General features: G+C 43.3%; 11 protein-coding genes. 4 read left to right on the top strand and 7 right to left on the bottom strand.

Annotated elements, in window-relative coordinates; translation table 11 throughout:
• Positions 1–185: 185 nt before the first annotated feature.
• From gspF to gspC, 4 genes are all read right to left on the bottom strand, one after another.
• Entirely contained in the window at positions 186–1406 is a 1221-nt protein-coding gene (gspF, locus tag AC2VOY_RS07485; protein ID WP_491830682.1) for a type II secretion system inner membrane protein GspF, read from the bottom strand.
• Positions 1406–2905, bottom strand: a complete 1500-nt coding sequence (gspE, locus tag AC2VOY_RS07480) for a type II secretion system ATPase GspE (protein WP_491833045.1) — start codon at positions 2903–2905, stop codon at positions 1406–1408. The genes gspF and gspE overlap by 1 nt, the downstream gene beginning before the upstream one ends.
• Positions 2906–2989: 84 nt before the next feature.
• Positions 2990–5023, bottom strand: a complete 2034-nt coding sequence (gspD, locus tag AC2VOY_RS07475) for a type II secretion system secretin GspD (protein WP_491830681.1) — start codon at positions 5021–5023, stop codon at positions 2990–2992.
• Positions 5024–5082: 59 nt separating this feature from the next.
• Positions 5083–5988 (bottom strand): type II secretion system protein GspC, encoded by a 906-nt coding sequence (gene gspC, locus AC2VOY_RS07470; protein WP_491830680.1) that lies wholly within the window; start codon positions 5986–5988, stop codon positions 5083–5085.
• 435 nt (positions 5989–6423) lie between these two features.
• Here gspC and hslR point away from each other — a divergent pair, with 435 nt between their 5' ends.
• The 4 genes from hslR (at position 6424) to AC2VOY_RS07450 (ending at position 12089) form a co-directional block, all read left to right on the top strand.
• Complete coding sequence (gene hslR, locus AC2VOY_RS07465; RefSeq protein WP_491830679.1) at positions 6424–6813, top strand: ribosome-associated heat shock protein Hsp15; 390 nt, start codon at positions 6424–6426, stop codon at positions 6811–6813.
• A 105-nt stretch (positions 6814–6918) separates the two neighbouring features.
• Entirely contained in the window at positions 6919–7785 is an 867-nt protein-coding gene (hslO, locus tag AC2VOY_RS07460; protein WP_491830678.1) for an Hsp33 family molecular chaperone HslO, read from the top strand.
• 326 nt (positions 7786–8111) lie between these two features.
• Positions 8112–9737 carry a phosphoenolpyruvate carboxykinase (ATP) gene (gene pckA / locus AC2VOY_RS07455; RefSeq protein ID WP_491830677.1) on the top strand — a complete coding sequence of 542 codons (1626 nt, stop codon included), beginning with the start codon at positions 8112–8114 and terminating at the stop codon, positions 9735–9737.
• Positions 9738–9911: 174 nt separating this feature from the next.
• Positions 9912–12089, top strand: coding sequence for an AsmA family protein (locus tag AC2VOY_RS07450; RefSeq protein WP_491830675.1), 2178 nt, complete (start codon positions 9912–9914; stop codon positions 12087–12089).
• Here AC2VOY_RS07450 and AC2VOY_RS07445 read toward each other — a convergent pair.
• Genes AC2VOY_RS07445 through AC2VOY_RS07435 form a run of 3 tightly spaced genes read right to left on the bottom strand, consistent with a single transcriptional unit; the run spans position 12076 to position 14494 of the window.
• Entirely contained in the window at positions 12076–12999 is a 924-nt protein-coding gene (locus AC2VOY_RS07445) for a bifunctional GNAT family N-acetyltransferase/hotdog fold thioesterase (RefSeq protein WP_491830673.1), read from the bottom strand. The genes AC2VOY_RS07450 and AC2VOY_RS07445 overlap by 14 nt on opposite strands.
• Positions 13000–13049: 50 nt before the next feature.
• Positions 13050–13487: a D-aminoacyl-tRNA deacylase gene (dtd, locus tag AC2VOY_RS07440; RefSeq protein ID WP_491830672.1), complete on the bottom strand. Its 438-nt coding sequence runs from the start codon at positions 13485–13487 to the stop codon at positions 13050–13052.
• The gene (locus AC2VOY_RS07435) at positions 13484–14494 is read right to left on the bottom strand and encodes a virulence factor BrkB family protein (protein ID WP_491830671.1); all 1011 of its coding nucleotides are present in this window, start codon (positions 14492–14494) and stop codon (positions 13484–13486) included. Before AC2VOY_RS07435 ends, dtd begins: the two co-directional genes overlap by 4 nt.
• Positions 14495–14614 lie beyond the last annotated feature (120 nt).

The following is a 14614-nucleotide window of genomic DNA, read 5'->3' as shown; positions in this document are numbered from 1 at the left end:
TTCCGATGATTCTGCTGATACTTCTACCATGACGCAAAGACGTTCAAGCCATCCCTGGTCACTATCATTTATACATCCATGTATAAATAATCTTTGCTCTATGGCATGAAGCACCAGCAGCTTTAATTTACCTAAACCTTCTCAGATATTACCGCATCATTTAACAAAATAGCTTGAATTCAACTTTACTGAGTCACCAAGTTATTCAACTCTAAAATTGGCATCATGGTTGCGACGACAATAAAGAGTACGATGCCAGCCATGCAGACTATCAATAATGGCTCAAAAACGCCTAGCGCTACATTGACCCCTGATTCAAAATCACGATCTTGGTTATCTGCTGCGCGGGTTAGCATAGGCTCTAACTCACCACTTTGTTCACCACTTGCGATCATGTGTAGCATCATAGGTGGGAAAAGTTTTGTTTGTGCAAGAGATGAGCGCAAGCTGCTACCTTCACGCACTTTATCTGCGGCTTGCAAAACTTGTTCTTTAAAGTGGGAGTTACTCATCACTTGCGCAGCTACTTTCATCCCATCAAGCAATGGAATCGCACTTGAAGAACAAATCGCGAGTGTGCGCGCAAAGCGTGAGGTGTTTAGACCTTTGCTGACTCGACCTATCACAGGCATGCTGAGCACAAACTTATCCCACGCAAGGCGTTTTTTAGGTTGCTTGAGCAAGGTTTTTATCAGCAAAATACTGCCTGCAATCACGAGCAAAATAATTAAGCCCCAATCTTTAACAAAATTACTCGAAGCTAAGAGCACTTGGGTTGAAAAAGGCAGGCTTTGCCCCATTTGGACAAATTGATCAACAATTTTTGGCACTACGGCAGCAAGCAAAAATGAGATCACTGCAATCGCAATCAAGGTCAGCATGATTGGGTAAATCATTGCTTGTTGCAGCTTGCCACGCATTTTTTGGCGATTTTCGACATATTCGGCCAAGCGATCAAGCACGGTTTCAAGGTGACCTGATTTTTCCCCCGCAGCGACCATAGAACAAAATAGGTTATCAAAGATATGCGGGTATTCCGCCAAGCTTTCCGATAAGGTATAGCCTTCGACTACTCGTGAGCGAACACTTACTAGCATATTACGCACTTTGGGCTTTTCTGATTGCTCAGCCACTGCGCGTAAACACTCTTCTAGCGGCATGCCTGCCTCGACTAAAGTAGATAATTGGCGCGTCAATAAAGATAAGTCTTTGGTGCTGATCCCAGATTGAAAGCTAAGTTTCGAGCTGCCTTGTGATTTAGCCTTAGCTTTGGTTTCAATCACTTCGGTTGGCATCAAACCTTTTTCTTTGAGGCGCTGACGCACTTGGCGCGCTGTATCGCCTTCTAAAATGCCTTTCTTTTGTTTGCCTTTACTATCGAGGGCTTTATATTCAAACGCAGCCATTAGCCTTCCTTGGTCACTCTTAAGACTTCTTCAAGTGTGGTGATTCCAAGACGCGCTTTGGCTAGGCCGTCATCACGAATACTTGGCGTGCTTTGACGAACGACTTCTTCGATCGCCTGCTCACCAGACTCATTATGAATCAAAGACTGAATTTGCTCGTCCACCAACAATAGCTCATGGATGCCCGTTCGGCCTTTATAACCCTTGTGATAACAATGCTCACAACCATCGGCTTTATATAAGACTAAGTCTTCGGCTGCTGAAAGATTGAAGAGTTTCTTCTGCTGCGTATCCGCTTGATAAGGCTGCTTACACTCTTGGCACAAGGTACGCACTAGACGCTGGGCGAGTACGCCAAGTAAAGAAGATGAAATCAAGAAAGGCTCGATCCCCATATCACGTAAACGCGTAATCGCGCCCACTGCGGTATTGGTGTGTAAAGTGGACATTACTAGGTGACCGGTTAAAGAGGCTTGAACACCAATTTGTGCGGTTTCAAGGTCACGGATTTCCCCGACCATGACCACATCTGGATCTTGACGCAAGATCGCACGCAAGCCACGCGCAAAGGTCATATCTACTCTTGGGTTGACTTGGGTTTGACCGATTCCGTCAATATCAAATTCAATCGGATCTTCAACGGTTAGAATATTACGCTCATTGCTGTTGAGTTCTTGCAAACCGGCATAAAGGGTCGTGGATTTACCTGAGCCGGTTGGGCCTGTCACTAGAATGATCCCGTGCGGGCGCGCAATCAATTTCCTAAAGTGCGCATGGTTTTGCGCTGTCATGCCAAGGCTATGTAAATCAAGGCGAGTAGCGTTTTTATCGAGCAGACGCATTACGACACGTTCACCGTGCGAGGATGGCATAGTCGAGACACGCACATCCACCGCGCGACCACCGATACGGAGTGAAATACGCCCATCTTGTGGCACACGTTTTTCGGCAATATCTAGCTTAGACATAACCTTCACACGTGAAACCAAAAGCGGCGCAAGTTTGCGACTTGGGGTTAAGACTTCGCGCAACACACCATCGACGCGAAAACGAATCGAGAGTACTTTTTCGAAAGTTTCGATATGTATATCCGACGCGCCTTCTTTGATTGCCTCGCCCAGCATGGCGTTGATCAATTTAATAATTGGCGCATCATCTTCTGATTCAAGCAAATCTTCGGTTTCTGGTAGTTCTTCGGCAAGCGAGAAAAAGTCATCATCTGCGCCAAGATCTTCCATCAACTGACGCGCCTCAGAAGAATCTCTTTGATACGCATCGGTTAGCTTTTTCTCAAACTCTGAGCCTGAAACTTGTAAAGGACTAAAGCCATGACCTAAGCTGCGTCTGATTTCAAGTAGCGTTGGTGCGCTAAGCTGATCCACATAAACCAACTTAGTCGCAGCGTCTAGGTCGCTGGCATTCGAGTCAAATTCAATCAAGACTTGATGACGCTTCGCAAACGCAAAAGGCAAGCGAAAGCTATGCGCAAACTCTGGCATATCTGTATCTAATTCAGGGTTTGCACTCGTTGTCGCTAAATCTGAATCTGTGGCTTGAATTTGACTCACTTCAATGTCCTTTTATTAATTGTTCTCGATGTGATCGAAGAAAGCTCTCAGCTCTGCTGGTTGACGCACATCTTCACCTAAACTAGGAAGAATTGGCGACGACACATCAGGCATTAAGTTTAAACCATCTTGATCTTGGTAGATTTGCTCGGCACGAATATAGTTATATTTACGCTGAGTCAGGCCATCTGCCGACATCCCTTTACGCAAGATTGTAGGCTTGATGAAAACCATCAAGTTCTTCTTCTCTTTGCTTGTGCTGGTTGATTTAAACAAGTGGCCAAGCACTGGAATATCACCCAGTAATGGCACTTTCGAGACGCTTTCTTGAGCGCGCTCATCAATCAAACCGCCAAGAACAATCATTTGACCATCTTGCACCACAACCGAAGTGTTTAACTGACGTTTCGCAAAACGAACATCGACCGCGCCATTTGCGCCCAAGACGTTGGAAACTTCTTGCTCGATTTCAAGTTTAACTGAGTCCCCTTCGTTAATTTGAGGCGTCACGTTCAGCTTGATACCAACTTCTTTACGTTCAACTGTTTGGAATGGGTTGTCATTGTTCGAACCTGCGGTTGAGCCGGTTAACACTGGCACTTCTTCACCCACAATGAAAGATGCTTCTTGGTTATCCAACGCAGTAATACTTGGCGCAGATAAAATATTTGAGTTTGAATCCGTACTAACTGCAGTAACAAGCGCAGCCCAGTCACCGGAAATAATACTAATCGCAGCGCCACTTACGCCGCCCAAGGCACTGGCAAGCGTCGAGTAATCCCCTTGAGTCGTCGTCGATTCATTACGCAAGAAGTTACCATCTGTATCATAAACAGCTGTAGTTTCAGTGAAATCTTTGGCTTCATCAACACCAACAGCTACTTGCCCAATCGAAACGCCAGAGTTTGGATATTGCACCACACTACCATCTTCAAGGTTGGCCCATTGCACACCTAAGTTAATCCCATCGGCCTCTGAAAGCTCAACAATCAAGGCTTCAATCAAGACTTGAGCGCGACGAATATCTAACTGGGCAATCACAGACTCAAGAGACTTCATCACATCTGGCGGCGCGCTGATCACAAGGGCGTTGGTACCCGGATCCGCAGAAATAGTCACATCATCACTTAATTGCGAGCTCGAGCTAGCACCAGCGTCAGTGCTACCACCTTTATTCTTTTTGATATTATCCGAAACGCCTTTAAGCACCTCGACTAGGTCTTCGGCTTTAGCATTTTTTAGATAAATCACGCGGTTATTGCCTTTGGTTGCCATTTCGACATCCAGTTGGCGAATCACAGTTTTTAAGCGTGAACGCACCTGCGGCTCACCAGAGATCAGCACTGAGTTGGTACGCTCATCAGCCACAAGTTGCGGTTTTAAAATATCAGGGGTATTTTTTGCATCAGCGCTTTTATTTAGAGCATCAACGATACGCACCATTTCGGCAGCAGAGGCGTTATACAGTTTAACGACTTCAACACTCTTATCGCCCGCTTGGTCAACGCGCTTGATCACTTCAGCAAGACGGTTCACCACGGATGCACGACCGGTAATTAAGATAATATTGGCAGGATCATAATGCACCACGTTGCCCGCACCTGCATTATCGTTTAATTGGCGCAAGATAGGAGAAAGCTCACGTACCGAAACATTTTTTACCGTCACCACGCGGGTGATCACAGAATCGCCAGTGATACTCGAGCCATCCCCAACAACTGGCACTGCAGCTGTTTTGGCATCTTTTGATTTAATAACTTTAATCACGCCATTTTCAGCTTCAACCACAGCAAAACCATAAACTTCCAGCACATTTAAGAAAAACTTATAATATTGCTCATCGTTTAAGACGTCATAACTACGTACATCGATTTTGCCGCGCACAGAAGGGTCGATAATAATGGTTTTGTTTAGGTTGCGACCGACAATGTTAATAAACTCTTGAATGTCCGTTCCTTTGAAGCTCGCGCTAAACTCGTTAGCAAGCGCGCCTGCACTCGCAAGACCAAGCGCACAAACGAGCGTGAGCTTCTTCATCCAATTTTTCACTTAATTACTCCCAAAAGCCAAAAGGCGTTCTCAAATTATTTTAATGCAGCATTGCACCATTAAAAATCAATATAAATTTCATGAAGTTGACCATCCCGCTCAACCGTTAAGCTCCAAGTCGTAGTCGTCATTGCATCAGCGAGCAATGAAGTCATGGCACTTGGGTCTGTTAAATCTTTGCCATTTAATACTGTTGCAATATCACCGTCTTGTAAGCCAACCGAGTCAAATAACTCACGCGATTTACCCGGACGTACGCGATAGCCTTTTAAAGCCTCGTCTTCTTCTACTCGTGATAAACGGATATATTGAAATACTGCTTGTGGATCTTCCATGATTTCTTCACGGATTTTTGTTAATTTGTCGTCATCTAGCGCCGCGGCATCCTCTTCAGGTTCAGGTGCTGGCGCAGCTTTTGGCTGGGAAAGTTTGGCATAATCACGCCCATCAAGCATTAAGGTTTCATCTTTGCCCTGATTATTGATGATCACGCGATCACTCATTACATTCACTAAGCTGGCATTCGTGCCATCAATTTTCTCACCTATTCCATAGGTATTTTGGCTATTTTTATTGCTGATAACAGCCAAGCTAAATTCGGCATCTGAACTTGCTACAACACCTGCGAGAGTTAAATTTAAGCGTGTAGGGGGAGCATTTTGAACTTTTACTGGGGTGACCGCTTGCTTTTGACTTGCTTTAAACTCACCAAATAAGTTTGCGCTTAATAAGTCTTGGATATCAGTATCTTGACTTGCACTTACTTCAAGGCCTGAAACCGTTTTTGCCGACCAAGGTTGCAACTCAGCTTTTGGCGTGAAAAAACTCCAAACAAGGGTCGCTAGCTGCCATGCAATGCAAGCACCTAAAATAAGCGTTAAAATACGAGCAATAGCAGCTTGAGAGCGAATCGCTTGTTGAGAATAATGCTGCCAGTGTTGTTGCAGGGTCTGTGAATTTAGCATAAATATATAAAGGCGTGCGTCCTGATTAAACGGTATAAGTTAGTCCATTGATTTTGCAAAATGATGAAACCACAAGAACATGAGTGAAATATCATAACAAACAAAAGAAATCTCAGTATGACTTGGGTTAAGTATGATATCGAAACTTGTATTATTGTTCGAATATTTTATCTAAAAAGTCATACAGATTGCCTGCTTTACTTCGCATTTCTTCTCTTTTTACTGAAATTTACACTCTCACGCGTGAATCAAGCGTGAAAGCACTCATTTTATAAAACTCTTTTCTATATAAGCCACATAGAATTAACTTTGTATAATTATCCTAGACACCTTGAGTTTGGATTAGTTCGCCTCCACATATTAGCTTCTACCACGTCGCGGCTGAATTTGGTAAAATCTACTCAATACATTTAATGAATCGATTTAGAGAAATATATGAGCTCAGAGACACAAAGCGTTCGTCTTGATAAATGGCTATGGGCCGCAAGATTCTATAAAACGCGCTCAATTGCACGTAACATGGTTGATGGTGGCAAAGTTCACTACAATGACCAACGTAGCAAACCAAGTAAAATTGTCGAACTTGGGGCGCAAATCCGCTTGCGTCAAGGTAACGAAGAAAAAACTGTTGTGATTGAAAAAATATCCGACAGACGCCAAGGCGCACCGATCGCACAAACCTTATATAGAGAAACGGAAGAAAGTATTCAAAAACGTGCAGCAGATGCGCAAAAACACAAATTGAATGCCCTCTATAGCCCAAGCCCAGACAAGCGACCGGACAAAAAACAACGTCGAGATTTAATCAAGTTTAAACACCAATAACTCTTGATCTGCTAAATTGCGGTAAAGATCTGCAATTTATTAATTTATTACAGATGAGCGAAAGTAAGTATCCACTTCGCTCTCTTTCCATTTTGGAGTCAAAACATGGCAAATAACCAATTGCACCGTTACCTTTTTGAAGAGTTATCCGCACGCGGCGAACTTGTTCAGCTCGATAATGCTTATCAAGAAGTGTTAAAAAACAAACAATACCCACAACCTGTGCAAAACCTACTCGGTGAGCTAATGGTGGCAACATCACTGCTTACTGCAACCTTAAAATTTGAAGGCTCAATTACACTTCAACTTCAAGGGGATGGTCCTGTTTCATTAGTCGTAATCAATGGCGATCATAACCAGAAGCTACGCGGTGTCGCTCGTGTGAATGACGCGATTGCAGAAGACGCTAGCTTGCATCAAATGATCGGCAAAGGTCACCTTGTGATCACTATTACTCCAAATCAAGGTGAGCGTTATCAAGGCGTTGTTGGTCTTGAAGGTGAAACCTTAGCCGATTGCTTGGAAGATTACTTTGAGCGTAGTGAACAATTGCGCACACGCTTATGGCTACGCACCGGTGAGTTTGAAGGCAAAGCGCACGCGGCAGGCATGATGTTACAAGTGATGCCTGATGGCACAGGTAGCCCAGATGATTTTGAGCACCTAGAAAAACTGACCGAAACGATTAAAAACGAAGAGCTATTTGGCCTTGAAGCGAATGAAGTCTTATATCGTTTATATAACCAAGAAACGGTTAAAGTGTTTGAACCTCAACAAGTTGAATTTTTCTGTGGCTGTTCACGTGAGCGTAGCGCAGATGCGATTGCAAGCGTTAACCCAGATGAAATCAATGAGATCATTGCAGAAGAAGGCCAAGTCTCTCTGCATTGTGATTATTGTGGTACCACTTACTCATTTGATGCTTCAGATGTGCAAGAAATTATCGCTTTAAACAAGAAAACATTGCATTAATCGACCACACTAGGTTAACGAGGCTTTAATTCTTTATTAACCTAAATAAATAAGCAATTTATAAGCCCTTATAATGACTCATTTAAGGGCTTTTTTATTCCCAGAAATAAGCTGTTACACTCTCATTTTTGCAGACTTATTTTAGATTAAAAACTAACCAAAATCAGTATTGACACGCAATTTTAGCCTCCCTTAATTGTTAATATCAGCTCAGAAACAAATCAACTTCAACCTATATTTCTACGACTCAAATTGCACGAACGCTCAAAGAGCAAAAATAAAAAGCAAGAGCTCTGGAAGTTACTCTTTCCCTACAAGGAGATACTATGACAGTTATCGATCCTAGCCCAGTCAACACTCAACTTGATCTTTCTGCCTATGGTATTACAGGCGCTACCGAGGTTATTCGTAATCCTAGTTATGACACTCTATTCTTTGAAGAAACTAAACCCGAACTGCAAGGCTATGAAAAAGGAGTTCTTACTGAACTTGGCGCTGTCGCAGTAGATACTGGTGAATTCACCGGCCGCTCTCCTAAAGATAAATATATCGTGCGTGATGAGTTAACCAAAGACACGCTTTGGTGGGCCGATCAAGGCAAAAATGATAATAAAGCCATTGATCAAGCTGTATGGAAAGATCTAAAAACCTTGGTCACCCAAGAGCTTTCTAACAAGCGTCTGTTTGTGGTGGATGGTTATTGTGGCGCCAACCCTGAAACGCGTATCTGCGTACGTATTATTACTGAAGTTGCGTGGCAAGCGCATTTTGTGAAAAACATGTTCATCCGCCCAACAGAGGAAGAGCTTGAAACCTTTAAGCCTGATTTTGTGGTCATGAATGGTGCTAAAGCTACTAATAAAAACTGGCAAAAACATGGTTTAAATTCAGAAAACTTCATTGCCTTTAACTTAACTGAACGCTTGCAAATTATTGGCGGGACTTGGTATGGCGGCGAAATGAAGAAAGGCATGTTTGCCATGATGAACTACTTCTTGCCACGTAAAGGCATTGCCTCTATGCACTGCTCGGCAAACGTCGGTGAAAAAGGCGATGTGGCGATTTTCTTCGGTCTATCGGGAACAGGTAAAACCACCCTCTCGACCGATCCAAAACGTCAATTAATCGGTGATGATGAGCACGGCTGGGATGATGATGGTATTTTCAACTTTGAAGGTGGTTGCTACGCCAAAACCATTCGCCTATCCAAAGAAGCTGAGCCAGATATTTATAATGCGATTCGTCGCGACGCTCTACTTGAAAATGTCACTGTAGATGCAGAAGGCCGGATTGACTTTGATGATGGCTCTAAAACAGAAAATACGCGTGTTTCCTACCCTATTTATCATATTGATAATGTAGTTAAACCTGTATCTAAAGCGGGCCATGCGCAAAAAGTTATTTTCTTAACTGCGGATGCTTTTGGAGTCTTGCCGCCTGTGGCAAAACTAACCCCAGAGCAAACTCAGTATCACTTTTTGTCAGGCTTCACCGCCAAACTTGCAGGCACAGAGCGAGGCATTACAGAGCCAACGCCAACTTTCTCTGCCGCATTTGGCGCAGCTTTCTTAACCTTGCACCCAACTCAATATGCAGAAGTGTTAGTCAAACGCATGCAAACGGTCGGCGCTGAAGCTTATTTGGTGAATACAGGTTGGAATGGCACCGGCAAACGTATCTCGATTCAAGATACGCGCGGCATTATCGATGCGATTTTAGATGGTTCGATTGATAGCGCGCCAACCAAACAAGTGCCTATTTTTGACTTAGAGGTGCCGACTGAGCTGAAAGGTGTGGATACTGGTATCTTAGATCCAAGAGACACATACGCAGATCCGGCGCAGTGGCAAGAAAAAGCCGAAAAACTCGCTCAGCTATTTAGTAAAAACTTTGAGCAATATACAGATACTGAGCAAGGTCAGGCACTCGTTAAAGCCGGACCAAAAGTATAAGTGAGAACCTATCATTAACAATTATAAGTGATAATTAGGTAAGTATTGAGCCCTGTCTAAACGATGGGGCTTTTTTTGTTAAGTTTTTGTTGTAGTATGAAATTCTGTTGTAGTATGAAGGTGTATCTACTGGAACTTTAACTATTCGCTTAACAAGTACAGAGAAAGGTCATCATGCAAATTGTCATTCGCATCATCGTTTGTTTCATTCTCCTCATCTTATTGGGCTTGTTTGGGTTTGCTTATAGCTTACAAACTCAGTATGCACCGGCGATCGTCTCGAAGTTTTTATCCTATTACCTACACACCCCAGTGCAAGTGATGCACGTCGAGTATGATCTGCTTAAGCCATATAATATCGGCTTGAAATCCATTCAATTAACACCCAAGACAGAACAAACATCTGAGGCAAATCTACAGGCACAAAACTCACCACAACCATTTACGATTGATTCGATCCAAGCGCAATTTAAAGAGAACCCACTTGAGAATTTTAAGCTCATTGTCGAAAGCTTAGAAGTACAAGGTATTAATCTCACAGATCGAGCCATCTTACGTAAGTTTGCTGAGCAGTATGACAGTCTACTAATTCCCACCCAAGTAGAATTCCTAACTCTTGAAGACGTCGAATTTGTCTCTAAGCAAGGTTGGTTATTACGTGATGCGAAAATTCAAATCAACGCCCCACATTGGAGCAAACCGGCCGAGTCTGGGTTCTATTTTCCATTTTATGGTGAAGTTCAAGCGCAAGTTGACCAAGTGTATTGGCAAGGGATCGCGCTGGATAAGTTTATTTTAGATGCGAAAGTAAGCCCAGAAAGTAGCCTGATTTATGCCTTAGCATTCAACTGGCAGCAGGGTAGAGTGAAAGTTCGCGGTCTTGAAAAGTCAGCGCAAACGCAACAAATCTGGCAAATTGAACAAGCCCAATTATCAGACATGCGGATTGATAAAAATGAGCTGAGCGAAATCTTAAACCTCACAACCCAAGCCAAAGATACAGAGGCGTTAAACCTAAATATTCCTTTGCACATCGCTGACTTAAGCTTTAATGATGTCAGCATCGCAGGCCAAGATTTTAGCTTAGAGCATTTAAATTTAGATCTGCAAAATGCCAAATTGAACCAAGGCTTATGGCAACAAGAATCTGCCAACGTGCGCATCGGTGCCCAAGCTTTTAGCCTATTTGGTGAATTATTTGAACTCCCCGCTCTCGAAGCCAAACTTGAGCCTCAAAACATTGAACTGACAGCGAGCACTCAAGGCTTATTGGGACGGATGAATATCTCAGGCCAGATCTCGCCAGAGCAACTAAACTTCACAGAAATCGGTGCGCACAACTTACGCTGGTTCCCGAGCGATAATGCAAAAAATTTATGGGCTCAGATATTTGATAAAATACAAAATATTCAAATAGATAAGCTAGACCTAAGTAATATCCAATACACGGATATTAACCATCAACCTAAAGTTCAGCTCACTGGATTTAGCGCCGATGGCAAAGATTTAAACTTGATGCAACAAGGTAAATGGGGCTTATGGCAAGGTCAAATGACTCTCGAAGCCAACAAGGCGACCTATGATAGTATTACGAGTGAGCAGCCGATTATTAAGCTCACCAATCAAGATCAAAAGTTCAAGATTGAACGCTTTTTCTTCCCGTTGGCAGATGGGGTGATCAAAGCCACAGGTGAAATGGATTTAGCCTCTGTCAGTCGCCCTTGGGAATTAAATGTGCAAGCTGATGGTTTGCCTTTGCGCTTATATAGCCGATACCTACAAACTAACCAGACTCTCCACTGGCCGCTTTATCTGGATGGCTTTAGCCAAGCTAAGCTGTCGCTAAACGGGTTGGGCGCGGATAGAATTAGTTTAAATCATACCTTAAGCGGTAATTTTGAACTTGATGCGTATGATGTGTTTATCCCTGAAGAGGTTCAAGCACTTGATACTCGTCAGCACAATTTAAGCCAAACCAGTATAGAGCAGCCGTATACCACCCGAACACCAGTGGAGCTTTCAAAAATAGCGATTAAGGCCGACCGAGGCAAGATCCAGCTGATGCCATTTTCATTACTAAACCCCTACTTTAAATTCGAATTTTCAGGCAGTTATGATCTTATTGAAGACAAGTCGAGTTTGATTTATAGCTATCAAAAGGGTGGCAAACAAATAAGCTTTGATCCGACCCATCCGCAAGATTCAACCCAAAGACAGAACGAGTCAGAAAAAGCGCAGGGACAGGAAAAAGAACAGGAACAGGATGGTGAGACTCAAAAATCAGATGAGGACTTGCCAGAAAACAAGCCTCATCAAGATTTAGAGCAACAAACAGAGGTTATTTCAGAATAGGCGCTTCGCCAAGAAAGTCCGTCATCAGCATATAGGTGCCAATAAATTCAGCCGCTTCAACCCCATCGCAAATCACCACAACGCGTACAATAATCCGTGCGCGACGGCCATTGGCTAAGCGATCTAAATCCCCACTCACATGGTCAAGTGAGGTGCGCGCAATCGGGCTGCCCTTCACCGGTGCACGAAAGCGCATTTGACTATCGGCTAAAATAATATCTGCAGCAAGCCCACGTTCACGCATCAAGAGCCACGCCATTCCCCAACCGGTTAAGGTACACAAAGAGAACATAGAGCCAGCAAACATAGTTTCATGCGGGTTAATATTCGGCGTGATCGGCGCAGTACATTCAAAACTATAGCCTGTGTATTGCGCGACTTTCACCCCAACCTTACCGCAAATTGGAATTTCTTCTTGCCAACGCTTTTGCAACTCGTCACACCAATCTGGTCGATGCTTAACTTGCGTCAGAGGGTTCAGCTCCTTGAGCATTTGTTGATGTCGGTTTGGACCCCGCTCATCAGTCAGCTCACCTTGGTTTTGGAAGCCATTTCTTTCATAAAAAGTCACGGCATGCTCACGTGCATTACATACCAAACGCTTTGCACCTTCTTGTAGCGCATAGGACTCAAGCGCAACCAAGATCAAAGAACCTAACCCTTTGCCTCTATGATTTGAGCGCACCGCCATAAAGCGGATCTGGCCTTCATTGTTAGGCGTTAAATACACCCGCCCCGCAGCCATGATGCGTCCACGTCCATCCACAATCATGCGGTGGGCACTCATTTCATCATATTCATCGCGCTCCGAGCCAAGCGGCATATGTAGCGGTTCACGCAGCACTTGCCACCTAAAATGAAAATAACGCTCAAGTTCTTGAGGTGTCTTTGGGGTGACGATTTTAAACATATATATCCTTATATAGCTTTAGTTTGGCGATTAGCAGCAGCTTAAAACAATCAGACTTGCAACCAAAAAGTCACAGGCCCATCATTGGTTAAGCTCACTTGCATATCTGCGGCAAACTCACCACTTTGAGTTTCGACACCAGATCCTTGGCAATAGTTTAAAAACTCTTGATATAATTTATTTGCAAGATCAGGCGCTGCGCCTTTTGAGAAGCTCGGTCTTAAACCGCTTTGGGTATCCGCTGCAAGGGTAAACTGCGATACGACTAATAATTTACCGCCAACTTGTTTGACGTTTAAATTCATCTTGCCATTTTCATCACTAAAAATGCGATACCCCATTACTTTATCTGCGAGGCGTTTCAACTTGGCGCTATCATCTTCCGCTTCGACACCGAGAAGCACCAACAAACCTTGGTCAATTTCGCCAATACGCTCACCTGCCACTTCGACGTTAGCATGTGTGACGCGCTGAATTAAAGCTATCATTTACGTTCCTTTTTTGTGTCTGTGATGACGTGTACTTCACCTAATTCAATATCATCATCTTGTGTATCTAAAGTCGAAAAGTGTGGTAAATCTTCTTCATCTTCATTAATTAGCTTTGGATCTTCTTTGTTTTGACCCGAAGATGGCTCCAATTCAGGTGACTTACCTTCTAATTCGAGCATAGCTAATTGCTTTTGTTTTTCTTGATAACGCTCACCTAAGCTTGCGGTAATTTCTGCGCCAAACAAGATAATCATCCAAGAAAGATACACCCAGACAAATAGAATTGGGATCGCGGCAAGCGCGCCATAAATCAGCTGATAAGATGGGAAAGCAATGATATACATCGCAAAGCCTTTCTTCGCCGTTTCAAATAAAATAGCCGCAACAACACCACCAATCAAAGCATGTTTCCATTCAACTTTCGCAATTGGCACAACTAAATATAGTCCCCAAAACATGAAAGTAGAAAAGATCACAGGTAAGAGCTTATAGAAAAAACCAACCACTTCATCACTTAAATAAGACTCAACGGTTACGGTTGAAGTCAAAGCTAAACTAACCCCCATCAACACAGGGCCAAGGGTTAGCACGAGCCAATACATTGAAAAGGACTGCATAAAGCTGCGCTTTTCTTTGATTCGCCAGATAAAGTTGAGGTTCTTATCTATATTCGAAATCAGCATCATAGCGGTAATAAAGACAAATACACCACCGACCGTACTCATGCCTGACATATTGCCGATAAACTTATTCATTGCCTCTTGCACCGCTTCACCAGCAGCTGGCACAAAATTTGAGAACACCATATCTTGCAGCTTTTGGCTAATATCACCAAAGGCATCAAATTTAGAGACTGCGGTTAAAAGTACAGTTGCAAGCGGAACAAGTGAAAGTAAAGTGATGTAGGTTAAATAACCTGCTTGCATTGTGACTCTGTCTTCATCAATACGCTCTTTAAGGTAACGCAGGTATTGAAAGAAGTTTTGTGTTTTAGAACCAGCCATATATTGTCGTCCTTGAAGTTTATTATTTGTTATCAATCATAACCAATCTTGAATTCCACGCAACAAAAAGCCGACAATCGCAAAACTGTCGGCTTTCTTTTATCTTATTAATTAATCAAG

The sequence above is a fragment of the Vibrio sp. KMM 9700 genome (assembly GCF_058545285.1).
The sequence above is the reverse complement of the archived record's forward strand: the minus strand, read 5'-3'. Positions and strand labels throughout refer to the sequence as shown.

Coding starts and splice junctions, on each gene's coding strand:
- gspF (WP_491830682.1), bottom strand. CDS start 1,406: ATGGCTGCGTTTGAATATAAAGCCCTCGATAGTAAAGGCAAACAAAAG.
- gspE (WP_491833045.1), bottom strand. CDS start 2,905: ATGCCAGAGTTTGCGCATAGCTTTCGCTTGCCTTTTGCGTTTGCGAAG.
- gspC (WP_491830680.1), bottom strand. CDS start 5,988: ATGCTAAATTCACAGACCCTGCAACAACACTGGCAGCATTATTCTCAA.
- hslR (WP_491830679.1), top strand. CDS start 6,424: ATGAGCTCAGAGACACAAAGCGTTCGTCTTGATAAATGGCTATGGGCC.
- hslO (WP_491830678.1), top strand. CDS start 6,919: ATGGCAAATAACCAATTGCACCGTTACCTTTTTGAAGAGTTATCCGCA.
- pckA (WP_491830677.1), top strand. CDS start 8,112: ATGACAGTTATCGATCCTAGCCCAGTCAACACTCAACTTGATCTTTCT.
- AC2VOY_RS07450 (WP_491830675.1), top strand. CDS start 9,912: ATGCAAATTGTCATTCGCATCATCGTTTGTTTCATTCTCCTCATCTTA.
- AC2VOY_RS07445 (WP_491830673.1), bottom strand. CDS start 12,999: ATGTTTAAAATCGTCACCCCAAAGACACCTCAAGAACTTGAGCGTTAT.
- dtd (WP_491830672.1), bottom strand. CDS start 13,487: ATGATAGCTTTAATTCAGCGCGTCACACATGCTAACGTCGAAGTGGCA.
- AC2VOY_RS07435 (WP_491830671.1), bottom strand. CDS start 14,494: ATGGCTGGTTCTAAAACACAAAACTTCTTTCAATACCTGCGTTACCTT.